Source organism: Kitasatospora sp. NPDC101176, from assembly GCF_044768035.1.
GTDB lineage: Bacteria > Actinomycetota > Actinomycetes > Streptomycetales > Streptomycetaceae > Kitasatospora.
Window position 1 is genome coordinate 361,161 of sequence record NZ_JBIWPA010000004.1, and the last position, 26,166, is coordinate 387,326.

The 26,166-nt window shown below is 73.7% G+C and carries 18 protein-coding genes and 1 tRNA gene; 12 read left to right on the top strand and 7 right to left on the bottom strand.

Features of this window, described 5'->3' with window-relative positions; translation table 11 throughout:
* Positions 1–122: 122 nt before the first annotated feature.
* The 9 genes from ACIRS1_RS09355 (at position 123) to ACIRS1_RS09395 (ending at position 14,130) form a co-directional block, all read left to right on the top strand.
* Positions 123–581, top strand: coding sequence for a DUF3592 domain-containing protein (locus ACIRS1_RS09355; RefSeq protein ID WP_387900708.1), 459 nt, complete (start codon positions 123–125; stop codon positions 579–581).
* A 440-nt stretch (positions 582–1,021) separates the two neighbouring features.
* Entirely contained in the window at positions 1,022–3,886 is a 2,865-nt protein-coding gene (gene topA, locus ACIRS1_RS09360) for a type I DNA topoisomerase (protein ID WP_360217117.1), read from the top strand.
* Positions 3,887–4,044: 158 nt separating this feature from the next.
* Positions 4,045–7,479, top strand: coding sequence for a dTMP kinase (gene tmk / locus ACIRS1_RS09365; RefSeq protein WP_402838114.1), 3,435 nt, complete (start codon positions 4,045–4,047; stop codon positions 7,477–7,479).
* Positions 7,480–7,677: 198 nt separating this feature from the next.
* Positions 7,678–8,889 carry a DNA polymerase III subunit delta' gene (locus ACIRS1_RS09370; RefSeq protein ID WP_402838116.1) on the top strand — a complete coding sequence of 404 codons (1,212 nt, stop codon included), beginning with the start codon at positions 7,678–7,680 and terminating at the stop codon, positions 8,887–8,889.
* A 243-nt stretch (positions 8,890–9,132) separates the two neighbouring features.
* A complete protein-coding gene (locus tag ACIRS1_RS09375; protein ID WP_360217108.1) occupies positions 9,133–10,272 on the top strand; it encodes a hypothetical protein in 1,140 nt (379 codons plus the stop codon).
* A gap of 131 nt (positions 10,273–10,403) precedes the next feature.
* Positions 10,404–12,020 (top strand): alpha/beta hydrolase, encoded by a 1,617-nt coding sequence (locus ACIRS1_RS09380; protein WP_402838118.1) that lies wholly within the window; start codon positions 10,404–10,406, stop codon positions 12,018–12,020.
* A 126-nt stretch (positions 12,021–12,146) separates the two neighbouring features.
* On the top strand, positions 12,147–12,797 hold the full coding sequence (leuE, locus tag ACIRS1_RS09385) for a leucine efflux protein LeuE (RefSeq protein ID WP_402838120.1): 651 nt from the start codon (positions 12,147–12,149) through the stop codon (positions 12,795–12,797).
* A 114-nt stretch (positions 12,798–12,911) separates the two neighbouring features.
* A tRNA-Thr gene (locus tag ACIRS1_RS09390) sits at positions 12,912–12,985 on the top strand.
* Between the two features lie 284 nt (positions 12,986–13,269).
* Complete coding sequence (locus ACIRS1_RS09395; protein WP_360217084.1) at positions 13,270–14,130, top strand: AraC family transcriptional regulator; 861 nt, start codon at positions 13,270–13,272, stop codon at positions 14,128–14,130.
* Positions 14,131–14,140: 10 nt separating this feature from the next.
* Here ACIRS1_RS09395 and ACIRS1_RS09400 read toward each other — a convergent pair whose 3' ends face one another.
* From ACIRS1_RS09400 to ACIRS1_RS09410, 3 genes are all read right to left on the bottom strand, one after another.
* The gene (locus ACIRS1_RS09400) at positions 14,141–15,331 is read right to left on the bottom strand and encodes a ParB N-terminal domain-containing protein (protein ID WP_360217081.1); all 1,191 of its coding nucleotides are present in this window, start codon (positions 15,329–15,331) and stop codon (positions 14,141–14,143) included.
* A gap of 149 nt (positions 15,332–15,480) precedes the next feature.
* Entirely contained in the window at positions 15,481–16,320 is an 840-nt protein-coding gene (locus ACIRS1_RS09405; RefSeq protein ID WP_402838123.1) for an ABC transporter permease, read from the bottom strand.
* The gene (locus ACIRS1_RS09410; protein WP_402838125.1) at positions 16,317–17,243 is read right to left on the bottom strand and encodes an ABC transporter ATP-binding protein; all 927 of its coding nucleotides are present in this window, start codon (positions 17,241–17,243) and stop codon (positions 16,317–16,319) included. The genes ACIRS1_RS09405 and ACIRS1_RS09410 overlap by 4 nt, the downstream gene beginning before the upstream one ends.
* Positions 17,244–17,485: 242 nt before the next feature.
* Here ACIRS1_RS09410 and ACIRS1_RS09415 point away from each other — a divergent pair, with 242 nt between their 5' ends.
* Positions 17,486–18,229: a gamma-glutamyl-gamma-aminobutyrate hydrolase family protein gene (locus ACIRS1_RS09415; protein WP_402838127.1), complete on the top strand. Its 744-nt coding sequence runs from the start codon at positions 17,486–17,488 to the stop codon at positions 18,227–18,229.
* A gap of 135 nt (positions 18,230–18,364) precedes the next feature.
* Positions 18,365–18,820, top strand: coding sequence for a carboxymuconolactone decarboxylase family protein (locus ACIRS1_RS09420; protein WP_402838129.1), 456 nt, complete (start codon positions 18,365–18,367; stop codon positions 18,818–18,820).
* Positions 18,821–18,911: 91 nt separating this feature from the next.
* Here ACIRS1_RS09420 and ACIRS1_RS09425 read toward each other — a convergent pair whose 3' ends face one another.
* The 4 genes from ACIRS1_RS09425 to ACIRS1_RS09440 form a co-directional block, all read right to left on the bottom strand.
* Entirely contained in the window at positions 18,912–20,294 is a 1,383-nt protein-coding gene (locus ACIRS1_RS09425) for an NDP-hexose 2,3-dehydratase family protein (RefSeq protein ID WP_360217066.1), read from the bottom strand.
* Complete coding sequence (rfbB, locus tag ACIRS1_RS09430) at positions 20,291–21,271, bottom strand: dTDP-glucose 4,6-dehydratase (protein ID WP_402838131.1); 981 nt, start codon at positions 21,269–21,271, stop codon at positions 20,291–20,293. The genes ACIRS1_RS09425 and rfbB overlap by 4 nt, the downstream gene beginning before the upstream one ends.
* Before the next feature lie 205 nt (positions 21,272–21,476).
* Positions 21,477–23,876, bottom strand: a complete 2,400-nt coding sequence (locus tag ACIRS1_RS09435; RefSeq protein WP_402838133.1) for an ATP-binding cassette domain-containing protein — start codon at positions 23,874–23,876, stop codon at positions 21,477–21,479.
* A gap of 131 nt (positions 23,877–24,007) precedes the next feature.
* Entirely contained in the window at positions 24,008–24,364 is a 357-nt protein-coding gene (locus tag ACIRS1_RS09440; RefSeq protein ID WP_360217424.1) for a VOC family protein, read from the bottom strand.
* 163 nt (positions 24,365–24,527) lie between these two features.
* Here ACIRS1_RS09440 and ACIRS1_RS09445 point away from each other — a divergent pair, with 163 nt between their 5' ends.
* A complete protein-coding gene (locus tag ACIRS1_RS09445) occupies positions 24,528–26,069 on the top strand; it encodes an alpha/beta fold hydrolase (RefSeq protein WP_360217421.1) in 1,542 nt (513 codons plus the stop codon).
* Positions 26,070–26,166 lie beyond the last annotated feature (97 nt).

The following is a 26,166-nucleotide window of genomic DNA, read 5'->3' on the forward strand; positions in this document are numbered from 1 at the left end:
GGTTCACCCGCTCGTACCCGCCGGTTCGTCCGGTGGTCGCCGGGCGGCCGCCGCCCGTTGGCCCCCGGCTGTGAGGCTCTGTCCACAGGCTGTGGACAGAGCTGGGGAGCCGGGGGCCAGGGGTGGACACGACGACGGCGACGGTGGGCGGGCTGGTGCTCGCCCTCTTCGGTGGCGTGCTGCTGCTCTGGTGCGCCGCCGAAGTGCGCCTTCGCCACCGGGTGCGCCGCAGGGGGGCCGCGGCGGTGGCGACGGTGGTGGCCGAGGACGAGGCGCACGGTCACCTCGACAGCGCGCCGCTGCTCTCCTTCCCCGTGATGCCCGTGGTCGGCGGACCGGGTGGGGGCCGGATCGCCGAGCTCGTGCTCACCCGTCCGCGCGGTCACACCCCGTTGCGCCGACCGGACCGCTTCGTGCCCGGTGCCACGGTGCGGGTCTGCTACGACCCGAGCCGGCCGGACCGGGTGGTGCTGGCGGCCGGGGAGCTCCGCCGGGCTGTGCTCGCCGACCTGCTGTGGGGCCTGCTGGGCGCGGGCTGCCTGGTGGCGGGTGCCGGGCTGCTCGTCGCGGCCGGCGGCTGAGCTCCGGGCGGCCGGCCCGGAGCGGCGGTGCGGCGACGCTCCGCCGGGACGTCGGCCCGGCGTGGACACGCCGTGGACGCGGGGCCGGGGGGCCGTCCGCTGGGCGGCGCGGCCTGGTGCGCGGGGGGTGGGCCGCGGGGGCGGCGATTTTCCGTTGACAGATTTTGAAATCCGTCATTCCATCCTCCGGAACCCGCCGAAGCCCCCCTCCGCGGGGCGCGAACCTCCGTCATCGGGTTACCGTTCGAGTGGCGTCGGTGAGCCCGGCAAGCGAAAACGCGGGATCCGTCCGTTTGACAAGGGTGGCCGGGGTACGGTCACACTCCGCTGGTGGGGTCGTCGTGCAGCGGCAGCCCCGGGACGGTTGCGGGGTCGGGCGGAGCGCAGCCCGTGCTGCCGGCGCCGACCAGCCACATAACGACCGGGAGAGAAGAGCGAAGGTGTCCCCGAGCAGCGAGACCGCGCACGGACAGCGACTCGTCATTGTCGAGTCGCCGGCCAAGGCGAAGACGATCAAGGGCTACCTGGGCCCCGGCTACATCGTCGAGGCGAGCGTCGGGCACATCCGCGACCTGCCCAGCACCGCGGCCGAGGTCCCGGACAAGTACACCGGCGAGGTGCGCCGCCTCGGGGTGGACGTCGATCACGACTTCGCGCCCATCTACGTGGTCAACGCGGACAAGAAGTCCCAGGTCAGCAAGTTGAAGTCGCTGCTCGCGGAGTCCGACGAGCTCTTCCTCGCCACTGATGAGGACCGCGAGGGCGAGGCCATCGCGTGGCACCTCCAGCAGGTGCTCAAGCCCAAGGTGCCGGTGCACCGGATGGTCTTCCACGAGATCACCAAGTCGGCGATCCAGGAGGCGGTGGCCAACCCGCGCGAACTCAACCAGCGTCTGGTCGACGCCCAGGAGACCCGCCGCATCCTCGACCGCCTGTACGGCTTCGAGGTCTCGCCGGTGCTGTGGAAGAAGGTCATGCCGAAGCTGTCGGCCGGCCGCGTGCAGTCCGTCGCGACCCGCCTGGTGGTGGAGCGCGAGCGGGAGCGGATGGCCTTCCGCAGCGCCTCCTACTGGGACCTGGTCGGCACCTTCGGCACCGGCCGCACCCCGGCCGACGCGGCCAACCCGGAGACCTTCGGCGCCCGGCTCTCCTCGGTGGACGGCAAGCGGATCGCCAGCGGCCGCGACTTCGGCTCGGACGGCCGGCTGAAGGCCGCCAGCACCAACACCCTGCACCTGGACGAGCAGGCGGCGCGTCAGCTGGCCGCCGCCCTGGAGCAGACCTCGTTCAGCGTCCGCAGCGTCGAGTCCAAGCCGTACCGCCGCTCGCCGTACGCGCCGTTCCGCACCACCACGCTCCAGCAGGAGGCGAGCCGCAAGCTCGGCTTCGGCGCCAAGCGGACCATGCAGGTGGCCCAGAAGCTGTACGAGAACGGCTTCATCACCTATATGCGCACCGACTCGACCACGCTGTCGGAGACGGCGGTCTCCGCCGCCCGGGCGCAGGTCACCCAGCTGTACGGCGCCGACTACCTGCCGGACGCCCCGCGCACCTACGCCAGCAAGGTCAAGAACGCGCAGGAGGCGCACGAGGCCGTCCGCCCGTCCGGCGACCGCTTCCGCACCCCCGCCGAGACCGGCCTGGCCGGGGACGACTTCCGGCTCTACGAGCTGATCTGGATGCGCACCGTGGCCTCCCAGATGAAGGACGCGACCGGGCAGTCGGTGACCGTCAGGGTCGGCGGGGCCGCTGCGGACGGCCGGGACGCCGAGTTCTCCGCCTCCGGCAAGATCATCACCTTCCACGGCTTCCTCAAGGCCTACGTCGAGGGCGCCGACGACCCGAACGCCGAGCTGGACGACCGGGAGCGCAGGCTGCCGCAGGTCGCCGAGGGCGACCCGCTGGCCGCCGAGCAGCTCACCCCGGAGGGGCACGCCACCAAGCCGCCGGCGCGCTACACCGAGGCCTCGCTGGTCAAGGAGCTGGAGGACCGGGAGATCGGCCGCCCCTCCACCTACGCCTCGATCATCGACACCATCATCCAGCGCCGCTACGTGTTCAAGAAGGGGACGGCGCTCGTTCCGTCGTTCCTCTCCTTCGCCGTGGTCAACCTGCTGGAGAAGCACTTCGGCCGGCTGGTCGACTACGACTTCACCGCCAAGATGGAGGACGACCTCGACCGCATCGCGGCCGGCGAGGCGAAGTCCGTGCCGTGGCTGAAGCGCTTCTACTTCGGTGAGGGCGAGGGCGTGGCCACCGGCGGCGCCGCCGAGGCCGGCAACGGCGACGGCGACCACCTCGGCGGTCTGAAGGAACTGGTCACCGACCTCGGCGCGATCGACGCCCGGGAGATCAGCTCGTTCCGGATCAGCGACGACATCACGCTGCGGGTCGGCCGCTACGGCCCGTACGTGGAGCGCGCCTCCGAGGTCGAGGGCGAGCCCGGCCAGCGCGCCGACATCCCGGACGACCTGCCGCCGGACGAGCTCACCGTCGAGCTGGCCGAGGAACTGCTGGCCAGCCCCAGCGGCGACTTCGAGCTGGGCGCGGACCCGGTCAGCGGCAACCAGCTGGTCGCCAAGAAGGGCCGCTTCGGCCCGTACGTGACCGAGATCCTGCCCGAGGGCACGCCCAAGACCGGCAAGAACGCCGTCAAGCCGCGCACCGCCTCGCTCTTCCAGTCGATGTCGCTGGACACCGTCACCCTGGAGGACGCGCTGCGGCTGCTCTCGCTGCCGCGCGTGGTCGGCGCCGACGCCGAGGGCGTGGAGATCACCGCGCAGAACGGCCGCTACGGCCCGTACCTCAAGCGCGGCACCGACTCCCGCTCGCTCACCAGCGAGGACCAGCTCTTCACGATCACCCTGGACGAGGCGCTGGCGATCTACGCCCAGCCGAAGCAGCGCGGCCGGGCCGCCGCCGCCCCGCCGCTCAAGGAGCTGGGCACCGACCCGGTCAGCGAGCGCCCGGTGGTGGTCAAGGACGGCCGGTTCGGCCCGTACGTGACCGACGGCGAGACCAACGCGACGCTCCGCAAGGACGACGAGGTCGAGACCATCACGCCGGAGCGCGGCTACGAGCTGCTCGCCGAGAAGCGGGCGCGCGGGCCGGTGAAGAAGGCGGCCAAGAAGGCCCCCGCCAAGAAGGCGGCGGCCAAGAAGGCGACGGCGACCAAGACCACCGCCACCAAGACGGCCGCGAAGAAGACCGCCGCCAAGAAGACGGCGGTGAAGAAGACCGCGGCCAAGACGACGGCGGCCAAGAAGACCGCCGCGAGCAAGACCGCGACCACCGACGAGGGCTGATCCCCCGCCAGTGCCGCCGGGCCCGCGCCCCCCGCCCCGGGGGCGCGGGCCCGTGGTCGTCCGGGCTACGTGCGCGAATCGTCACAGGCCGGTGATGAGCGCGAACCGGAACCCCGTTCATCTCATTCCGGTCAAGCCCCGCCCGCTACGCTGACCGTATGACGAGCGAGGAGCAGCCCACCCCCAGCGCCGCCCCGGCCGCCAGAGCCGCGGCGCCGGACCTGCCCGGGGTCGCGCCCGCCGGAACCCCGGTCGACCGGGCCCGGGCGCTGCTGCGGACACGTCCCTACCGGCGCCTGTGGACCACCCAGCTGATCGGCGGCACCGGCGACCGGCTCGGGCTGCTGGTGCTGCTCGTGCTCACCGTGGTCTCCGCCGCCCTCGGCGGCCAGTTCGGCGACCTGCCGCGCAGCCTCGCCTTCGCCGTGACCGCCGTCCTCGCCGTGCGGCTGCTGGCCGCCGGCCTGGTCGGGGTGGCGCTGCTCGGCCCGGTGCACCGGCTGGTCGCCGGGAAGCTGGACCGGCGCTGGACGCTGCTCGGCGCCGACGCGCTGTGCGCCCTGCTGATCGGCCTCGCGCCCTGGTGGACGGTCTGGCTGTCCTCCGGTGCGCGGCCCTCCGCCGCCGCCACCTACGTGCTGCTCGCCACGGTGTTCCTCACCGGCGGTGCCGAGCGGGTCCGGGCGATCGCCAGGGACGTCGCCGTCCCGGGCCTGCTGCCGCCCGCCGACCCGTACGCGCCCGCCGCCGAGCAGCGGCCGGCCGCCGTCAACCTGGACACCGTCCGGAGCATCGACCGCTTCACCGGCTGGGCCACCGCGCCGCTCGCGGCCGCCGGCCTGGTCGCCCTCACCCTCCTGAACAACATCGGCGCGGCGCTCGGCTCGGACTGGCTCCGCGCCCACCAGGTCACCTTCGCCGCGCTCGGCGCGGCCGGCCTGTTCGCCGCCGCGGCCGTCCGCGACCACCTCCAGCAGCTGCCCGTCGGCCCGGTGACCGCCGCGCCGCACTCGCCGCTGCAGGGGCTGCGCGCCCCGACCGACGCCACGCCCGGGCCCGCGCTGGGCAAGGGCCGCACCGGCAGCGCCCCCTACTTCACCTTCGCCGTCGCGGCCGGCTTCGCCTCGATGGCCGGCGTCGCCGCGCTGGCCCTGCTCACCGCCGCCGAGCACCGCGCCGGGCCGATCGGGTACGGGCTGCTGGTGCTGGCCGCGACCGCGGCGCCCGCGCTCGGCGCCCGGCTGACCCGGGCCACGCTGCCCGCGCTCTCCCGCCGCCGGCTGCTCGCGCTGGCGCTGCTCACCGAGGGCGTGGCGCTGATCCTCGCCGGGCTGGTGCTGGACTTCGTGCTGGTCCTGGGGCTCACCGTGCTGGCCGGCCTGACCGCCGGGATCATCGTCTCCACCGGCCGCACCCTGCTCGCCCAGGAGGTCGAGGAGGCCCGGCTGCCGAAGGTCACCGAGCACCTGTACGCGGTGCTGCGGGTCGTGGTCGGCGCCGCGCTGGTGGTCGTCCCGCTGATCGCCGCGGCCTACGGCGACGTCGAGTACGGCACGGTCGAGCCCGGCTCGTTCACCTTCATCCACGGTGGCGCGGCGCTCGCCGTCGCCACCTCGGGGCTGCTCACGCTCGTGCTGGCCGCCGTCGTGCTGCTGCGGACCGACGACCGGCGCGGCACCGCGCCGTTCGGCCGGGACCTGGTGGACGCGGTGCGCGGCGCCGGCGGGCCGACCCCGCACCGGGGCGCCGGCACCGGCTTCTTCATCGCCCTGGAGGGCGGCGACGGGGCCGGCAAGTCCACCCAGGCGCAGGCGCTCGCCGAGTGGATCCGCGGCAAGGGGCACGAGGTCGTGCTCACCCGCGAGCCCGGCGGCAGCCCGGTCGGCCAGCGGCTGCGCGGCCTCGTCCTGGACGTCGGCAACACCGGCCTGTCGCACCGCGCCGAGGCGCTGATCTACGCCGCCGACCGCGCCGAGCACGTCGAGAACGTCATCCGGCCGGCCCTCGCCCGGGGCGCCGTGGTGATCACCGACCGGTACATGGACTCCTCGATCGCCTACCAGGGCGCCGGGCGCGACCTGGCCGCCACCGAGGTCTCCCGGATCTCGCGCTGGGCGACCGGCGGGCTGCTGCCCGACCTGACCGTCGTGCTGGACGTCGACCCGACCAAGGCCCGCGAGCGGTTCACCGAGGCGCTCGACCGGCTGGAGTCCGAGCCGACCGAGTTCCACCAGCGGGTCCGGGCCGGCTTCCTCGCCCTCGCGGCCGCCGACCCGGCGCGCTACCTGGTCGTCGACGGCAGCCAGGCCCCCGGCTTCGTCACCACCGCGATCCGGCACCGGCTCGACCGCGAGCTGCCCCTCTCCGAGCAGGAGAAGGCCGCCCGCGCCGAGCAGGAGCGGCTCGCCCGTGAGGAGGCCGAGCGCCGCGCCGCCGAGGAGGCCCGCAGGAAGGCCGAGGCGGAGGCCGCCGAGCGCAAGCGCCAGGAGCTGCTGGAGCAGCTGCGGGCCGAGCAGGCGGAGAAGGAGCGGCTCGCGAAGGAGGAGGCCGAGCGGGTCGCCGCCGAGGCCCGCCGCAAGGCCGAGGAGGAGGCGCGCCGCCGGGCGGAGGAGGAGGCCCGGCTCAGGGCCGAGCAGGAGGAGCAGCGCCGCCGTGCCGAGGAGGCCCGGCTGGCCGCGGAGGCCGCCGAGCGCAAGCGGCTCGCCGACGAGGCGGCCGCCCAGGCCGAGCTCCAGCGGCAGCGCGAGCTGGCCCGGGAGGAGCAGCGCCGCCGCGCCGAGGAGGCGCTGCAGCGGGCCGAGGAGGCCCGGCTGGCGCAGGCCGCCGCGCTCGCGGCCGCGGCGGCCGCGGCGCAGACGGCGGCGGAGCGGGCGGCCGGCACGCCCGGGGCGGGTGCGCCCGGGGACGCGGTGACCACCGAGCTGCGGGCCGTCCGGGAGGACCGGCCCACCGACGACGCGACCCGGGAGCTGGCGCTGCCGGACCACCGGGCGGGCGCCGGGGCGCCGGAGGCCGTCGAGACGACCGCGCCGCTGCCGGTCCCGCCGGCGGCGGTGGACGAGACCGCGGTGCTGCCGAAGGTCCCGGGGGAGACCGAGCGGACGGCGCTGCTGCCGAAGGTCCCCGCGGACGCCGAGCGGACGGCGCTGCTGCCGCGCGTCGAGCCGGACCGCCCGCAGCCGGAGCGTGCGCAGCCGCGCGGTGCGGAGTCCGGCCGTGCGGAGCGGGCCGGGGCCGAGCCCGTCCGGCCGCAGCCGGGCGGCGCCGGGGCGGACCGGACCGGGGACCGGGTGCCGCCGGGGCTGTGGCGCACGGAGCCGGCGGACGGCACCCGTGAGCTGCCCGCGGTCGACGCGGACCCGCAGGCCACCGCCGAGCGGCCGCGGCCCGAGTGGGCCGAGGAGACGCCGATGGATGACCTGCCGAGCCTCACCGACACCCTGCTCGGCTCGCGAGACGAGTGGGCGGACTGGGAGCAGCGCGGCGCCCGGCCCCCGCAGGACCCGGGCGCCGGTCGCGCCGGGGAGGGCGGAACGGACGGGGACGGGGACGGCGGCAAGGGCAAGGGCCGCCGCTGGGGCCGCCGGGGCTGACCCCGGAGCGGGCGCGGACGACGGGCGGCGCCGCCGGGGTGGGGAACCCCGGCGGCGCCGCCCGTCGCCGTCCGGGCCAGGCCTGGCCCGGACGGGCCGGGTCGGGGCGACGGCGCCGGGGGTGTCGCAGCGGACCCGTATGCTCGACGGCGGGGAAGGGGCGCCCGGAGCGCCGCCGTACGGAGCTTGGGAGCAGCAGTGGCCGTCTGGGACGACCTGGTGGGCCAGGAGCGGGTGGTCGAGCAGCTCACCGCCGCGGCCCGGGCGGCCGGGGCGACCGTCGCGGCCGGTCGGGGTGCGGCCCCGGAGCCGGGCGGGAACGCCTCCCTGATGACGCACGCCTGGCTGTTCACCGGCCCGCCCGGAGCCGGTCAGGTCACCGCCGCGCGCTCGTTCGCCGCCGCCCTCCAGTGCACCAGCCCGGACCTCGCGCTCGGCGGCACGCCCGGCTGCGGGTTCTGCGACGGCTGCCACACCGTGCTGGCCGGCAGCCACGCCGACGTCAAGTACGTCCGGACTGACGGTCTGTCCATCGGCGTCGGGGACATGCGCGAGCTGGTCCTGCGCGCCTCCAGCTACCCGACCGGCGGACGCTGGTCGGTGATCCTCGTCGACGCCGCCCACCGGCTCACCGAGGCCGCCGCGAACGCCCTGCTCAAGGGGGTCGAGGAGCCCTCGCCGCGCACCGTCTGGCTGCTCTGCGCCCCCTCCGTCCAGGACGTGCTGCCGACGATCCGCTCGCGCTGCCGCCTGCTCGTGCTGCGCACCCCGGCCGCCGAGGCGGTCGCCGACATGCTGGTCCGCCGGGACGGCGTCGAGCCCGAGACGGCCCGGCTGGCGGCGCTGGCGGGGCAGGGCGACGTCGAGCGGGCGCGCCGGCTGGCCGTCGACGACCAGGCCCGCAGCCGGCGCACCGAGGTGCTGCGGATCCCGCTGGAGGTCGGCGACATCGGCGGCTGCCTGGCCGCCGCCCAGCGCCTGGTGGACACCGCCAAGGCCGACGCCGAGGCGCTCGCCGAGACCCAGGACGCCAAGGAGACCGACGACCTGAAGGCCGCCTACGGCGCCGCCGAGGGCAGCAAGGCGCCGCGCGGCATGGCCGGGGCGGTCAAGGAGCTGGAGAAGCGGCAGAAGAGCCGGGCCACCCGGACCCGCCGGGAGACCCTCGGCGTCGCGCTGCTCGACCTGCTCGGCTTCTACCGGGACGTGCTCGCGATCCAGCTCGGCTCCACCGGCGCGCTCGCCAACGAGGACCAGCGGCAGGCACTGAACCGGGTCGCCCAGGCCGGCCCGCCGGAGGGCACGCTGCGCCGGATCGAGGCCGTGCTGGCCTGCCGCCGCGCGCTGGACCGCAACGTGGACCCGCTGCTCGCCGTCGAGGCGATGACGGTGGCGCTGCGCGCGGGCTGACCCCGCCCGTCGGCGCACCCCGCCCGTCGGCGCACCCCGCGGAGGGCCGACCCTAGGCCTCCCGGCGCTGGCCCGCTGTCCCACCTTCGAGTGAACGAGCGCCACGCGCCGGGCACACCCGCGTGTGACCGCCCGCCCGTTGTGCACGCTGGGGGCCGACTGCGCCCCGGTGCCGGGGCCGTCGTCTCCCGACGGAGCCGGGCCGCGCCCGGCCCCGGCCCTCCTCCCGAGGTGGTGCGTCCCATGGTTCGTCCGCTCCTCGTCATCCCCCTGCTGGCGGCCGCTCTGGGCGGGATCTGGCTGGCCCGCGGCGCGCTCCAGCGCTGGCGGGACCTGCGGGCCGCCGAGACCTACGAGCTGGCCGGGGACCGCTGGCCGATGCTGCTGCGGGCGGCCGGGGCGATGGTCTGCGGGGTCTGCGTCACCGCGCTGACGCTGCTCACCGCACTCGGGGCCTTCGGTGGCTTCGGCCACGGCGACCGGCCGACGGACCGGGCGGAGTCGGCCGTCGACGCGGCCGAGACGGTGCCGAGCGCGGTCGCCGCGGCGCGGCAGCAGGCGGCGCCGCCGGCCGCCGCCGAACCGGCCGCGGCCTCGACGCCCGCCGCACCGCCCGTCGTCGCCAGCAGGTTCGACAGCGTCGGTCGCCCCGGCGGCGGGGAGCTGCTGCAGTCCGCGGTGCTCGGCCCGGACGGACGCCCGCGCAACGTGCGGGTCTGGTTGCCGCCGCAGTACGCCAAGGAGCCGAACGCCCGCTTCCCGGTGGTGGTGATGCAGGCGGCCGCGCCGAGCAGGACCGCCGACGCCGAGGTCCCGGACGTCTTCGACGGGATCGCCTCGGCGCTGCAGGTCGGCCGGGCCCGCCCGTTCATCCTGGTCGCCCCCGAGGCGCCGAACGGCACCGCGCACCCCTGCGAGCTGGTCGCGGCGGCTCCGGCCGCCGTCGCCGACGACGCGGCGCTGCGCACCACGGTCGCGGCCTCCTTCCGGACCCTGCCGCCCGGCCCGGCCTCCTGGGGGACCCTCGGCGTCGAGGGCGGCGCGCCCTGCGCGGCCGCCGCCGGGCTGGCCCGCCCCGACCTGTACGGCGCGGCCGCCGCGGTCTCCGGCCGGTACGACACCGCCGCGCTGGCCCAGACCGGTGCCGAGGCCCCGGCCGGCAGCGCTGCGAAGCTGCTGCTGGCCGCGGCCAAGGGGGACGCCGCCGGGCTGGACGCGGCCCGCAAGCTTCAGGCCGGGCTGAAGGGCGGCGCCGGTGCGGCGGCCAAGGCCGACGTGCGGATCTCGGACAACGTGCAGGACTACACCCCCGACCGGGAGCGGCTGCGGCTGGTCCGGCAGGCGGCGCAGTTCCTGGCCGAGGCGCTGGCCAAGGCGTCCTGACGGCCGCGCGAGCGGGCTACGCTGCCCGGTACCCGGAGCGGGTACCGGGCGGCTGCTTTCCCGCCGGGCCCCACGGGGCGCCCCGGCGGACTTCTTCGTCTTCGTCGGACCGAGCGCTGGAGAGGAACCGGATGAGGGCCACCGGGCGGGTACTGGCCGCGGCGCTCGCCGCCGGGCTGCTGACGGGCGGCTGCGGCGCGGGCGCGTCCGGGGGGTCGGGGGCCGGGCCGTCCGGCCCCGCCGGGGCGGCCGCCACGGACGCGGCCGGTGCGGGGGCGGCCTCCGCGGCGGCCGGGGCCACGCCGCTGGAGCCGCTGCCCGCGGCGGTGCCGGCCGCGCTCGCGCCCTACTACGCGCAGCGGCCGGGCTGGCAGCCCTGCGACGGCGGGTTCGAATGCACCACCTTCCGGGTGCCGCTGGACTACGACCGGCCGGGCGACGGCGACCTCACCCTGGCCGCCGTCCGGGCCCCGGCGGCTCCCGAGGGGGCCGGCCGGGAGGGCCGGCTCGGCTCGCTGCTGCTGAACCCGGGCGGGCCCGGCGGGTCGGCGGTCGAGTACGTGGAGGCGGTGGCCCGGACGTACGACGGCGGCGTGCGCGCCCGGTACGACCTGGTCGGCGTCGACCCGCGCGGGGTCGGCCGGAGCAACCCGGTCACCTGCCTGAGCGGGGAACGGATGGACGCCTTCACGGCCGTCGGCCTCACCCCGGGCGACCAGGGCGGGATCGACGCGCTGGTCGCCGCGGACAAGGAGTTCGCCGAGGGCTGCCGGCAGCGGGTCGGCTCCGCGCTCGGCCACCTGAGCACCGTCGAGGCGGCCCGCGACATGGACGTGCTGCGGGCGCTGCTCGGCGACGAGCGGCTGAACTACGTCGGCAAGTCCTACGGCACCTTCCTCGGCGCCACCTACGCGGGGCTCTTCCCCGGCCGGGTCGGGCGGCTGGTGCTGGACGGCGCGATGGACCCGGCGCTCGACTCGGTCACCGGCAACCGCACCCAGGCGGGCGGCTTCGAGACCGCCTGGGCGGCCTTCGCCAGGGACTGCGCCCGCCGGGAGGACTGCCCGCTCGGCCGTACCGAGCAGCAGGTCGGCGAGCAGCTCACCGCCCTGTTCGCGACCGTCCGGGCGCAGCCGCTGCCGAGCGCGGACAACGGCCGCCGGCTCACCGGCGCGCAGGCGACCACCGGCGTCATCGAGGCCATGTACGCCGACTACCTCTGGCCCAAGCTGCGCGCGGCGCTCGGCGACGCCAAGGCCGGCGACGGCACCGCCCTGCTGCGCCTGTCCGACGCGTACTACGGGCGGGAGGCGGACGGCTCGTACCCCAACCTGATGTTCGCCAACACGGCGGTGAACTGCCTGGACCTGCCCGCCCCGTTCGCCGGGCCGGGGGACGTGCTGCGCGCGGTGCCGGACTTCGAGCGGGCCTCGCCGCACTTCGGCCGCGACATGGCGTGGATGGCGCTGACCTGCGCCTACTGGCCGGTCCGGGCGACCGGTGCGGCGCACACCATCCGGGCCGCCGGGGCCGCCCCGATCGTGGTCGTCGGCACCACCCGGGACCCGGCCACGCCGTACGCGTGGGCGCAGTCGCTGGCCGGGCAGCTGGAGTCGGGGCGGCTGCTCACCTACGACGGGGACGGGCACACCGCGTACGGGCGGCACGACGCCTGCGTGGACGGGGCGGTCAACCGTTTCCTGCTCACCGGCGAGGCCCCTGAGCAGGGGAAGCGCTGCGGCCGCTAGGGCGCGCCCCGGGCGCGGGGCGGTGCGCGGGTGCGGCCGCGGGGCCGGATGGTTGCAGCTTCAATCGATCACCGGTGCGACGTTACGATGAGCGCCCCCCTGCCCCCGTCCCCACCGGAGCGCACCGTGCTCGGAGTCAACGACCTGGCGACCTACGTCCTCGGCGCCCTCGTCATCATCCTGCTCCCCGGACCCAACTCCCTGTACGTGCTGTCCGTCGCCGCCCGCAAGGGCGTCCGGACCGGCTACCGGGCCGCCGCAGGCGTCTTCGTCGGCGACTTCACGCTGATCAGCCTCACCTCGCTGGGCGCCGCCTCCCTCCTGAAGGCCAACCCGGCCGTCTTCGCGGTGGTCAAGTTCGGCGGCGCCGCCTACCTGCTCTGGATCGGCTTCGGCATGCTGCGGGCCGCCCGCCAGCTCTGGCGCGAGCGCCGGGCCGTCGCCGACCCGGAGGCGGAGGCGGCTCCCGAGGCCGTCGAGCGGCCGTTCCGCCGGGCCCTGGTGATCAGCCTGCTGAACCCGAAGGCGATCCTCTTCCTGCTCTCCTTCTTCACCCAGTTCGTCGACCCGGGCTACGGCCGCCCGGTGCTCTCCTTCGCCCTGCTCGGCGGGATCCTGCAGACGTTCAGCATGCTCTACCTCTCACTGCTGATCTTCGCGGGCACCACCCTGGCCACCGCCTTCCGCCGCCGCCGGAGGCTGTCCGCCACCCTCACCAGCGGCGTCGCCGTCCTGTTCGCCGGCTTCGCCGCCAAGCTCGCCGTCTCCTCCGCCTGACCGGCCCGGCCCGGGTGCCCGGCGGCCGCCCGGTCGGCCGCCGGACCGTCCCGTTACGGATCACCCGCGAACCTGTGTAGACTGGCCCGCGTTGCCGCCGCACGCGGCATCGGTGCCGCCTTAGCTCAGTTGGCCAGAGCAACGCACTCGTAATGCGTAGGTCGCGGGTTCGAATCCCGCAGGCGGCTCGGTGAAGGCCCAGGTCATCCACGTGATGACCTGGGCCTCTTGCGTTCCCGCCGCCGGTGAGTCGCCCCGGCCGGCCCGTCGCGTGTTCGGGGACCCGGGCGTTTTCAAGACCCCCGGACGTGTTCAGGAAAAGGGGCGGAGCACGGATTCGGATATTCGTCCACAGTTGTTCCAGGCCATTGCGGACGGTGAACGTATGTGTTCAGATCACCGGCACTACTCGAGTCGAGCGCGATGTGCGAAAGTCATTCTGCTGCTTGGTTCACACGTAGTGAGGTGACATATGGATACTGCAGTAGAAAGGGCCATCGAGTGCATTCGGGCGCGTTACGGCGATCCGCTTACTCTCACCGAGATCGCCGAAAGCGCCCTGCTCAGCCGCTTCTATTTCACGCGGCTCTTCAAGGAGGAGACCGGGCTCACTCCCGGCAGGTTCCTGGCCGCGATCCGCATCCACGAGGCCAAGCGGCTCATCGCGACCACCTCGATGAGCATCACCGAGGTGTCCTTCGCGGTCGGCTACAACAGCCTCGGTTCCTTCACCAACTCCTTCACCGCCGGGGTCGGGGTGTCGCCGAGCCGGTACCGCCGGCTGGCGCGCGGAGGGGGGGAGGGACTTCCGGAGCCCGATCCGGGAACGTGGACGGGATTCGGGACGGTCGCGGGCACGATCAGCCTGCCGGAGGGCCACGGGAACGCCCGGGTGTTCCTGGGCGCCTTCCGCACGCCGGTCGTCCAGCACCCGTCGCTCGCCGCGGCGGTGATCGACGTGCCGAGCGGTAGGCCGTCCTGCTACTCGCTGACGGACGTCCCCGAGGGGACCTGGCACCTGCTCGCGGTGGCGGTGGCCGACGGGGTCGGGCCCGACGCCAGGGCCCGGCGGACCGCGCTCTTCGGCGGGCACGGCCCGGGGCCGGTGACGGTCACCGCCGACACCGTCACCAGTGCGGCGGTGCGGCTGCGCCCGGGTCGTCCGTCCGACCCGCCGGTGCTGCTGGCGCTGCCGGAGCTCGAACCGCCGGCGAACGTCACGGCCCACCCCGGGTGCGCCTCCGTGGTGCCGGCCCCGGAGCGCGCCGAACGGCACCGGGCCGCGGGCCACCTCCGGGTGGCGTCCGCGGCACCGGTGCCGGCGCGGTCGTGACCGGGCGGGATCACCGCACCATTTCCTGGTTGGTCTTGAGCTGCTCCGCGAGCAGGCTCCACTCCCGGCCGATCCGCTCGGCGATCGAGGCGATGACGCCGCGCCAGTGCGGCGGGACCGCGTCGACCAGGTCGCGCCAGTCCTCGTCGAGGTCGGTGGCGTGGAGCTGCATCCAGCGGAGGAACTCCCGGCCGCCGGTGGTGTAGCGGATGGCGGGGTCGCCGGCCATCTTGGCCGCCACCGTCGCCCACGCGGGCGGCGCGTCGGTGTGGTTCCGGCGGTGCGTCGAGGCGGAGTCGACGCTCGGCGCCACCCGCAGCGGCACCCGGGTGGCGCCGCCGGGGACCCCCACGGGGACCCCGGCGGGCCGGACCGCCCCGTCGACCGGCCGCACGGCCTGCACGGACCGCACGGGCTGCACCGCCTGGACGGCCTGCGGCCGTGCGGCCGTCTGGCGTCCGTCCCGCTCCGGGCTGTCGCCGCGCCGCAGCCGGGCGCTCACGTCGTGGACCGTGCCGAGCGACACGTCGGTCTCCCGGGCCACCTGACGCAGCGGCGCGTTCGGGTTGGCGGCGATGTACTCGGCCGCCCGGCGCCGCCCCTCGCCCGCGTCCACCGGGCGCCGCCGGCCGTCCCGGCCGATCCGCTTGCCGCCCAGCTGCGCGCCCCCGGCCGACTGGTCGCGCAGCGAGGCGATCGTCTTCGCGCTGAGCCCGGTGATGCCGGCGATGGCCCGGTCGGACCAGTCGGGGTGGGAGCCCAGGACCCGCTGGGCGCCGGAGACCCGGTCGGCCTTCGACAGCGGCAGCCCGTGCGAGCCGTTCGCCTTCATGGCGATGACGAGCGCCTCGGAGTCCGAGCAGTCGAGGAAGCGCACCTTGATGCTGTCGTCGCCGCGCAGCCGGGCGGCCTCCAGCCGGTGCAGGCCGTCGATGACGCGGTAGCCGTCCATCTGGACGAGGATGGGCGGCAGTTCGGCCGAACCCGCCGCGTCGATGAGGAGTTGGATGTGGGCGGCGTCCGTGCCGCCCTGGCGCAGGGACACTCCGGGCGACAGCGCGGTGATGGGGACATCGCGTGCCGGCAGTTTCTCGAAGTTCTTCAGATCGAATTCGGTGTGGGCCGATGATTCGGCGTTGCCGGTCCTGACGGGGCTGAATGCACTCGTCACCAGGACGGCGTGCCCGTTGCTCTGAGCCATTCCGTTCTCTCCCTCTCTGCTGCCGCTGCGTCGAGCGTCGCAAGCGGCTCTTCAGCGGCAGTCGAGGGCAGGTGGACGTTCCCTGGAAGCACGACACCGCGGGTGTCCGCCGGTTCGGCGGACACCCGCGGTGGACGCGGAGGGCCTGGTCAGGCGTCCCTGCGCTGGAGCAGGACACCCGCGATGACCAGCACGGCGGCCGTCCAGAGGGCGAGCACTCCGAGGCCCTGCCACGGCCCCAGGACGTCGGAGGCGCGGGAGTGCTGCTGGGTGATCAGGAACCCCGCCTCGGTGGGGAGGTAGCCGTGGACGTGCTTGCCCACACTACCGGGCAGCATCCGGGTCATCGGGGCGATCACCAGGACGAAGGCGATGACGCCGGTGATGCTCGCCGCGGTGTGCCGGATGATCGCGCCGACCCCGAGCGCGAACAGGCCGAGCAGGGACAGGTACAGGCCGCAGCCGAAGACGGCCCGCAGGACGCCCTCGTCGCCGATCGAGACCGGCGCCTTCTCGTTCAGGATCGGCGCGCCCAGGAAGAACGACAGGAAGGCGGTCAGTTCGCCGACGACCAGGACCACCAGGCCGAAGACCGCGCCCTTGGCCACCAGGACCGGCACCCGCTTGGGCACCGCGAGGAGGCTGGCCCGGATCATTCCGGTGGAGTACTCGGAGGCGATCACCATCACGCCCAGCACGCAGACCGCGAGCTGGCTGAGCAGGATGCCGCTGCCGAGGATGGTGCCGGTCGGGTCGAGCCGCATCTCCGCCTGCTGGGCCGCGTCGCTCTTGTCCCAGTTGGCGACGCCCATCTGCATGAACAGCGCGGTGGCGATCAGGGTCAGCACGATCAGGATGACGAGCGACCAGACGGTCGAGCGGACCGAGCGGATCTTGGTCCACTCGGAGAGCATCAGGTCGGCGAAGCCCGGTTCGCGGGCCCCGCCGGTGACGGTGGTCGCGGGGGCGGGTGCGGTCACGGTCGTCACTTCACACCTCCGGCGGTGGTCACGCCGGCGTCGTACTCGACGGCGTCCTTGGTCAGTTCCATGAAGGCGTCCTCGAGCGAACCGCGGCGGGTCGAGAGCTCGTGCAGGACCAGGCCGCCGGCGGCGGCCAGTTCGGCGATGCGCGGAGCCTCGAGCCCGACGACGTCCAGGTCGCCCTCGTCGGTGTCGGTGACGGTGGCGTCCTCGGAACGCAGCAGCTCGGCGAGCCGCTCGCGGTCGGGGGTCTTCACCAGCACGCTCTGCTCGGTGCTGTGCTCGATGAACTCCTCGGTGGAGCAGTCGGCGACCAGCCGGCCCCGGCCGATCACGATGAGGTGCTCGGCGGTCACGGCCATCTCGTTCATCAGGTGGCTGGAGACGAAGACGGCGCGGCCCTCCGCCGCGAGCGACTTCATCAGGTTGCGGATCCAGACGATGCCCTCGGGGTCCAGGCCGTTGAGCGGTTCGTCCAGGATCAGCGCGGCGGGGTCGCCCAGCAGCGCGGCGGCGATGCCCAGCCGCTGCCCCATGCCGAGCGAGAACCCGCCGGCCCGCTTGCGGGCCACCGAGCCCAGGCCGACCTGGTCGATGACCTGGTCGACCCGGCGCTTGCCGAAGCCCTGGGTCTGGGCCAGGCAGAGCAGGTGGTCGTAGGCGCTGCGCCCGGTGTGGACCGCACGCGCCTCCAGGAGCGCGCCCACCACCCGCATGGGGGCGGCGAGTTCGCGGTAGGGCACGCCGTTCACGGTGGCCGTGCCGGCGTCGGCGCGGTCCAGGCCCAGCAGCAGCCTCATCGTGGTGGACTTGCCCGCGCCGTTGGGGCCCAGGAAGCCGGTGACCCGGCCGGGCTCGACGGTGAACGACAGGTCGTTCACCGCGGTCTTGTCGCCGTAGCGTTTCGTGAGGTTCTTGGCCTCGATCATGGTCACCTCGGTTGAAGGGGCTGCGAGAGATTCCGGGGGATAAATCCGCCCCGCCCACCTGTGGTACCAGGAATCCGAATCCGTTCAGTAGGGGCCGGCCCGCTCCGCCGTGAACGGCGGCCGCCGCCCACGATGGCCTCGGCCGCGTCGGCGTGGCAATTTTGACGGCGGTGACGGCCGGCCCGAGCGGCCGTTTCATCTGCTCGTTTTCCTCAGTTGAACCCGGAACCCATGAGGATGTCATGAATTCAGTCGTGAGTGATCCGGCCGCCGCCCGGCGGCCGGTGATCGGGGTCTGCGCCCGGACGGCGCCGGTCACGCTCCAGGGCACCGACATGGTCGTCAGCCTCGCGCTCCAGGCGCACCTGGCCTTCCTGGCCGGGGCGGGCTGCACACCGCTGCTGCTCCCGCTGCTGCCCGGCGTCGAGGAGGTGGTCGACCGGCTCGACGGCCTGCTCGTCCCGGGCGGCCCCGATCTCGATCCGACGCTGTACGGTGAGGCTCCGCACCCGGTGACCCGGGCGGTGACCCCGGACGCCGATCGCGTCGAACTGACCTTGGTCAGAGCGGCACTTGACGCCGGGTTGCCCGTCCTGGCGATCTGCCGCGGCATGCAACTGCTGAACGTGCTGCACGGGGGCAGCCTGCACCAGCACCTGCCGGAGGTCACCGGCCACGAGGGCCACCGCCCGGCGGATCCGTCCTTTACGCTCGGTCGGCACCGGTTGAAGCTCCAGCCGGGCAGCCGGATCGCCGGCGTCCTCGACGAGGACGAGCCGGAGACGGCCTGCCACCACCACCAGGCCGTCCACCGGCTCGGTGCCGGTCTCACCGCCACCGGCTGGGCGGAGGACGGCACCGTCGAGGTCGTCGAGGTCACCGACCACCCCTTCGCGATCGGTGTGCAATGGGAATCCGGGCACACCGCCGACAAACGACTCCATCAAGCACTCGCACGAGCCGCAGGTCGCCCGAAAAACAACTAGCCGCCGAAATTCGGATACTTGAGAAAAAGGCGGCCCTGAGGGCAAGCTGTTTCCTGATCCCAATCCGAAGGAGAATTGCAGATGTCGCCGCGGATGCCTAACCCGTCACTGGTGGTTCCCGATGTCCTGCCGCCCATGCGCGAGCTGGTCAAGGCCGTCAACAATGTCGGTGTGCCGTTGCAGACCCTCGTGCTCATCCACCTGCGGGTGAGCCAGATCAACGGCCGCGAGGTCCAGATCCCCGTGAAGCAGCGCGAGTTCGAGGAGGCCGGCGAGGAGGACTTCCGCCTCCCCCTGGTGGCGACCTGGCGGGAGCAGACCTGCTTCACCGACGCCGAGCGCTCGGTGCTGGCGCTGGCCGAGGGTGCCACCCGCATCGCCGACCGGGAGAACCCGGTGACGGACGAGGTGTGGAACGAGGCCGCCAAGCACTGGAACGAGGTGCAGCTCGGTGCGGTGGTCCTGCACATCGGCCTGGTCAACCTCTGGAACCGCGTCAACGTCGTGACCAAGCAGGAGCCGGTGGACTGGCGGATCAACCCCAAGAAGTGGACCCCGATGACCTCTCGGCTCGCCACGACCACCAAGTAAGCGCTCCACACCAAGAGGCCCTGTCCGGTGATTCCGCCACCGAACAGGGCCTCTTGGTGTGCCCGGCCGGTCGCCCGGCCGGGCAGCAGGATCAGCGCGGCAGCGGGGCGCGGCCGACGGCACCGGTGTTGATCGCCGCGAGCAGGCTGCGCGCCTGGACGTTGACGTAGCGGCTGTGCCCGGTGAGCACGTTCAGCTGGCCCGGGGTGACCCACTGGTACCCCGCCGGGGCCCGGGTGGGCGTCGTGGCCTCGTCCGTCTCGACGACCAGGTAGCGGCTCTCGGCGTCGAGGAACCGGCCGCCCTCCTCGGAGTGGACCGCCGAGTAGCGGACGCGGTCCGGGGCGGCGTTCAGGAACAGGTCCAGGAACGGCGGCCGGTGCCCGGCCGGCAGGTGGGCGTAGTTCTCCGGGACGTACTGCACGGTCGGCGCGAGCTCGACGGTGTCGAGGAAACCGCCCTCGACCCGGGCGTGCACCAGGACGTGCGGGACGCCGCCGAACTCCCGGTAGGCGAACCCGACGACCCCGGTGCCGACCGGTTCGATGATCGGCTGGGTCCAGCCGGCGACCTCGCGGCCGGCGCCCTCGACGGAGACCGCCACCACCCGGAAGAACCGCTCGTCGACCCGGTGGACGGAGTGCTCGTCGCGCCGCCACCCGGAGATCCCGCGCAGCGGCACCCGGCGGACGTGGACGTCCTGCCGGGACCGCTCACCGGTGAACCAGGCCAGCAGGTCGGCGTCGGAGGACAGCGCGCCCGGCTCGGGCGGCGCCATCGGGGCGCTCGCCAGGACGGTGCGCGCGTCCATGTTGACCACGTTGTCCAGCCGCAGCAGCGCGGCGATCTGGCCGAGCGTCAGCCAGCGGAAGTCCTCGGCGACCGGCACGTCCCCGTGCACCTCGACGATCATGTTGCGGTTGCGCTTGCGGTAGAACCAGGCGCCGTGCTCGGACTGCAGGACGTCGGTGAGCACCCGGCGCCGGTCCGGGTCGAGGAAGTGCTCCAGGTAGCGCACCTCCGCCCCGCCGTGCGCCTTGGTGTAGTTGCTGCGGGTGGCCTGCACGGTGGGGGAGAGCTGCACCAGGTTCGGGTTGCCGGGCTCCATCTTCGCCTGCATCAGGAAGTGCAGGACGCCGTCGAACTCCTTGGCCAGGATGCCGAGGATGCCGATCTCCGGCTGCACGATGATCGGCTGCTGCCACTCGGCCTCCGGGCGGACGACGTGCAGGCCCTCGACGGTGAAGAACTTCCCGCTGCGGTGCCGCAGGTCGCCGGTCTCCGGGGCGAACGACCAGGCGTCGAGCTCGGCGAACGGGATCCGGCGGATCTCCGTGCCGCAGCTGCGCCGGTGGTGGTCCAGCCAGCCGGTGACGTCGGCCGTCGCGATGTGGACGCCCTCGGCCGCGGCGGCGGACCGGGCCAGCCGGTCGGCGACCGAGGCGCTGGAACGCGGGATCAGCAGGGTGCTCACGACCGACCACCGCTCTCCTTGACCGGCTTCCACCACTGCGGGTTCTCCCGGTACCAGGCGACGGTCTCCGCGAGGCCGCGGTCGAAGGCGGTGAGCGGCCGGTGGCCAAGCTCCTGCTCGATCTTGGTCTGGTCGAGGGCGTACCGCCGGTCGTGGCCCTTGCGGTCGGTGATGTGCCGGACGAGGTCGGGGGACGCCCCGCACAGCTCGACCAGCCGGTGCGCCAGCGTCAGGTTCGGCACGGCCGTGCCGGAGCCGATGTTGTAGGCCTCGCCGGCCCGGCCGCCGGTGAGCACCCGGTGCACCGCGCGGCAGTGGTCGTCCACGTGCAGCCACTCGCGGATCTGGCCGCCGTCCCCGTAGACCGGGATCGGGCGACCCTCCAGCAGGTTGGTGACGGACAGCGGGATGAACTTCTCGGGGTGCTGGTAGGGGCCGTAGTTGTTGGAGCAGCGGGTGACCGAGACGTTCAGGCGGTGGGTGCGGAAGTAGGCCAGCGCGATCAGGTCGGAGGCGGCCTTGGACGCGGCGTAGGGGGAGTTCGGCAGCAGGGGGGACTCCTCCGTCCAGAACCCCTCGTCGATCGAGCCGTAGACCTCGTCGGTCGAGACGTGCACGACCCGCTCGACACCGAGCGCCAGGCAGGCCTCGAGCACGGCCTGGGTCCCCTCGACGTTGGTGCGGACGAACGCGGCGCCGCTCTCGATCGAACGGTCCACGTGGCTCTCGGCGGCGAAGTGCACCACCGCGTCCTGCCCCTCCAGCACCGAGCGCAGCAGCCCGCGGTCGAGGATGTCCCCGTGCACGAAGGTGAGCCGGGGGTGGGAGGCCGGGAGGTTGTCGCGGTTCCCCGCGTAGGTCAGCGCGTCCAGCACCGTGACGTGCGCGTCCTCGTAACCCGGGTACCCCCCGTCGAGCATGGTCCGTACATAATGCGAGCCGATGAATCCGGCGCCGCCGGTGACGAGGATTTTCATGAGACCACGCCGCAGTCGGAATTCCACGATCGAAGCATGTGCTTGCCCTTTTCGGTGAGGGGGGTGGATGCCGTGCAATTACGCTAAAGAATCGCCTGATTCCGGGCATCTTTCAAATTGCGTTCAGCCGCCGAAAACGCCGCAGGGGGGTGGTGGGGGGGGGGGGGGGCCCCCCCCCCCCCCCCCCCACCCCCCTGACCGGGCGCTACCGGCCGACGTAGGCGGCGAGGTGTTCACCGGTGCGGGTCGAACGGGCGGCGACCAGCTCGGCCGGGGTGCCCTCGAAGACGACCCGGCCGCCCTCGTGGCCGGCGCCGGGGCCGAGGTCGATGATCCAGTCGGCGTGCGCCATCACGGCCTGGTGGTGCTCGACGACGATCACCGACTTCCCGGCGTCCACCAGCCGGTCCAGCAGTCCGAGCAGGTTCTCGACGTCGGCCAGGTGCAGCCCGGCGGTGGGCTCGTCCAGGACGTACACGCCCCCCTTGTCGGCCATGTGCGCGGCCAGTTTCAGCCGCTGCCGCTCGCCGCCCGACAGCGAGGTGAGCGGCCGGCCGATGCCGAGGTAGCCGAGGCCCACGTCGGCGAGGCGCTCCAGGACGCGCCGCGCCGCGGGGATCCGCGCGGGGCCGGCGCCGAAGAACTCCAGCGCCTCGTCGACCGGCATGGCGAGCACCTCGCTGATGTCGCGGCCGCCCAGCAGGTGCTCCAGGACGGCCGGCTCGAAGCGCCGGCCCTCGCAGTCCTCGCAGGTGGTGGCGACCCCGGCCATCACCGCGAGGTCGGTGTAGATCACGCCGGCGCCGTTGCAGGTGCCGCAGGCGCCCTCGGAGTTGGCGCTGAACAGCCCGGGCTTGACGCCGTTGGCCTTGGCGAAGGCGGCGCGGATCGGGTCGAGCAGGCCGGTGTAGGTCGCCGGGTTGCTGCGCCGTGAGCCCTTGATCGGCGACTGGTCGACCGCCACCACGCCCTCCCGGCGCGCGACCGAGCCGTGGATCAGCGAGCTCTTGCCGGAGCCGGCCACGCCGGTGACCACGCACAGCACGCCGAGCGGGACGTCCACGTCGACGTCCCGCAGGTTGTGCCGGGTGGCGCCGCGGATCTCCAGCCGGCCGGTCGGCGTGCGCACCGCCGCCTTGGGGGCGGCCCGGTCGTCGAGGTGGCGGCCGGTGACGGTGCCGCTGGCCCGCAGCCCTTCGAGGGTGCCCTCGAACACCACCTCGCCGCCCTCGGAGCCGGCCCGCGGCCCGAGGTCGACGACGTGGTCGGCGATCGCCATCGCCTCCGGCTTGTGCTCCACGACCAGCACCGTGTTGCCCTTGTCCCGCAGCCGCAGCAGCAGGCCGTTCATCCGCTGCACGTCGTGCGGGTGCAGGCCGGTGGTCGGTTCGTCGAAGACGTAGGTGGTGTCGGTGAGCGAGGAGCCGAGGTGGCGGATCATCTTGACGCGCTGGCCCTCGCCGCCGGACAGGGTGCCCGCGGGGCGGTCGAGCGAGAGGTAGCCGAGCCCGACCTCCACGAAGGAGTCCAGGGTGTGCAGCAGCCTGGCCAGCAGCGGTGCCACCGACGGTTCGTCCAGCCCGCGGACCCAGGCGGCGAGGTCGCTGATCTGCATCGCGCAGGCCTCGGCGATGCCGGTGCCGCCGATCCGGGCGGAGCGGGCCTCCTCGTTGAGCCGGGAGCCGTCGCACCCGGGACAGGTGGCGAAGGTGACGGCCCGGTCGACGAAGGCCCGGACGTGCGGCTGCAGCGCCTCGCGGTCCTTGGAGAGCATCGACTTCCGGATCTTCGGGATCAGGCCCTCGTAGGTCAGGTTGACCCCGTCGACCTTCACCTTGGTCGGCTCGCCGTGCAGGAAGTCCCGCATCTCCCGGGCCGTGAAGTCACGGATCGGCTTGTGCGGGTCGAGGATGCCCGACTCGGCGTAGACCCGGGTGGTCCAGAAGCTGTCGCGCGTCCAGCCGGGGATGGTGAACGCGCCGTCGGCGATCGACCTGGAGTCGTCGTAGAGCTGGGTGAGGTCGATGTCGGAGACGGTGCCGCGGCCCTCGCAGCGCGCGCACATGCCGCCGTGGTAGACGGCCTTGCGCACCACGACCCGCTCGCCCCGCCCCTTGTCGACGTTCATCGCCCCGCTCGCGGTGCGCCGCGGGACGTTGAAGGCGAAGGCGCTGGGCGGGCCGACGTGCGGCCGGCCGATCCGGCTGAACAGGATCCGCAGCATCGGGTTGACGTCGGTGGCGGTGCCGACGGTGGAGCGCGGGTCGCCGCCCAGCCGCTGCTGGTCGACGGTGATCACGGTGGTCAGCCCGTCCAGGACGTCGACCTCGGGGCGGGCCGGCGTCGGCATGAAGCCCTGGACGAAGGCGCTGTAGGTCTCGTTGATCAGCCGCTGCGACTCGGCGGCGATGGTGCCGAACACCAGGGAGCTCTTGCCCGAGCCGGACACGCCGGTGAACACCGTCAGCCGGCGCTTGGGGAGCTCGACGCTGACGTCCTTGAGGTTGTTCACCCGGGCCCCGTGCACCCGGATCAGGTCGTGGCGGTCCGCGGGGTGCGGCCCGGTCTCGGTGGAGGCCTGGTCCGCCCCGGTGTCCTTGCCCATGGTCTCTCCATCTCGCGGGATGGGGACCGTGCGCGCCCGGCCCCGTCCGGCGAGCCTGCGGCGCCGCCCTCGATTCCCCCTCAAGGAACGCTCGAGGGGCGCTCGAGGGGGATTCGAGGCGTTGCCCCGGGTCAGCGGTCCTGCAGCAGCCCGAGCACGTTGCCGTCGGCGTCGGTGACGGTGGCCACCAGCCGGCCGCCGCCCACGTCGGCCGTGGCGTTCTGCACGGTGGCGCCCGCGGCGGTCACTTCGGCCAGCTTCGCCTGGATGTCCGGGACGTGCCAGTAGGCGACCGGCCCGGTCATGCCCTGCGTCCCCGCCCCGGGCACCAGACCGATGTGCTGACCCGCGATGTCGAAGCCGACGTAGAAGTCCTCGTCGGTCTGCGGCTCGACGCCGAGCAGGGCGGTGTAGAGCTTCTTGGCCGTTGCCAGGTCCTTGACGGGATGCAGAACGGTCTTGATTCCCTGGGTGGCGGTGTCAGCCATGGTCACTCCTGGGGTTGAGATCATGTCAATTGATGCTAGGGAGCATTCCAGACGCGGCGCTTCTCCATTTGTGCTCACTCCAGTGCCGGTCCAGCCGCCGTCGACCGGAAATAAAGACGTCCTTGTCAGGCTGCGAGCGCGTTGCATCCAGAAGGGGAATCACGTGAAAAAGCTCGCATTGGTCACGACGGTGATCGCGGCCAGTCTGGTGGGGTCGACCGTCGCCCCGGCCGCGGCGGACGCTCCCGCGCCGGCCGCCGGCAGCGTCTCCTGGACGCTGTGTCCGGACAACGACCCCGTTCTCGGCGCCCTGCTCAAGGGCCTGGAGTGCGGCTCGGTGCAGGTGCCGCTCGACTACGACAAGCCCAACGGCCAGAAGATCAGCCTCGCGCTGACCCGGGCCAAGCACACCGCCCCCGACGCCCAGTACCAGGGCGTCGTGATCCTCAACCGCGGTCAGTGGCCCGGCGGCATCGGCCGTGACCTGCCGACCCGTTACGCCAAGGGCACCACCGGGCTGGCCAAGGACGTGGGCGCCGCCTACGACTGGATCGGCTTCGACCCGCGCGGTGTCGGGGCCAGCGAGCCGTCGGTCGTCTGCGACCCCGACTACGTGGACCCCGGCCACGCCAAGCCGGACCCGGTGCCGAGCTCGCCCGCCGCCGAGCAGGCGCTGGTGGAGCAGGCCAAGGCCTACGCCAAGAGCTGCGGGGACAAGTACGGCGACGTCCTGAAGCACCTCAGCACCAAGGACGCCGCGCGCGACCTGGACCGGATGCGGATCGCGCTCGGCCAGGACAAGATCACGTACTTCGGCACCGACTGGGGCACCTACCTCGGCTCGATCTACGCCTCGATGTACCCGAACCGGGTCCGCCGGATGCTGCTCGACAGCGTGGTGAGCCCCGGCGGCGCCTGGTACGACGACAACGTCGACAAGAACGAGACCTCGGAGGAGAACGCGAAGATCTTCTTCACCTGGGTCGCCAAGTACGACTCGGTCTACCACCTCGGCACCACCGAGCAGGCCGTCGAGGCGAACTACTACAAGGGCCAGGACGCGCTGCGCGCGACGCCGCTCGACGGCAAGATCGGCCCGGCCGAGTGGACGGACGTCTTCGAGCCGGTGCTCTACCGCAGTTGGACCTGGATATCCCGGGCGAAGGTGCTCTCCGACTGGGTCGTCAAGGGGGACGGGACCTCGCTGAAGGCCACCTTCACCGTCCCGGGCTTCCCGCACCAGAACCGGCAGGCGATGAACAACGCCTCCCAGTGCACCGACGCCTCCTCGCCGCGGGACTGGGACACCTGGCACGACGACTACGCCGGCCAGTACGCCGACGGGAACCGCTTCATCACCTGGACCAACGCCTGGTACAACGCCCCGTGCGCCTTCTGGCCGGTGAAGGCCCAGCCCACGCCGCGGATCGGCAACCGCCAGGTGGACGTGCTGCTGGTGCAGCCCCAGTACGACACCGCGCACGGCGTCTACGGCGCCTACGAGACCCACTGGCTGTTCCCGAACTCCCGCCTGATCGTGGAGAAGGACGGCCACAACGTCGGCGCGGCGCTCTCCGCGAACGGCAACACCTGCCTCAACGCCTACGCCAGCGACTACCTGCGCGACGGCACCCGCCCCGCGGCCGGCGCCTTCGTCGACGCCACCTGCGCGGCGGCGCCGGACCCGGTCCCGACCGCCTCCTGATCCGGATCCCGGCCGGGCTCCCGGTCCGGCTCCGGCACCCGTCCGCCGGGCGGCCCCGCATGGGACAGACATGCGGGGCCGCCTGCACGGGGGTTCG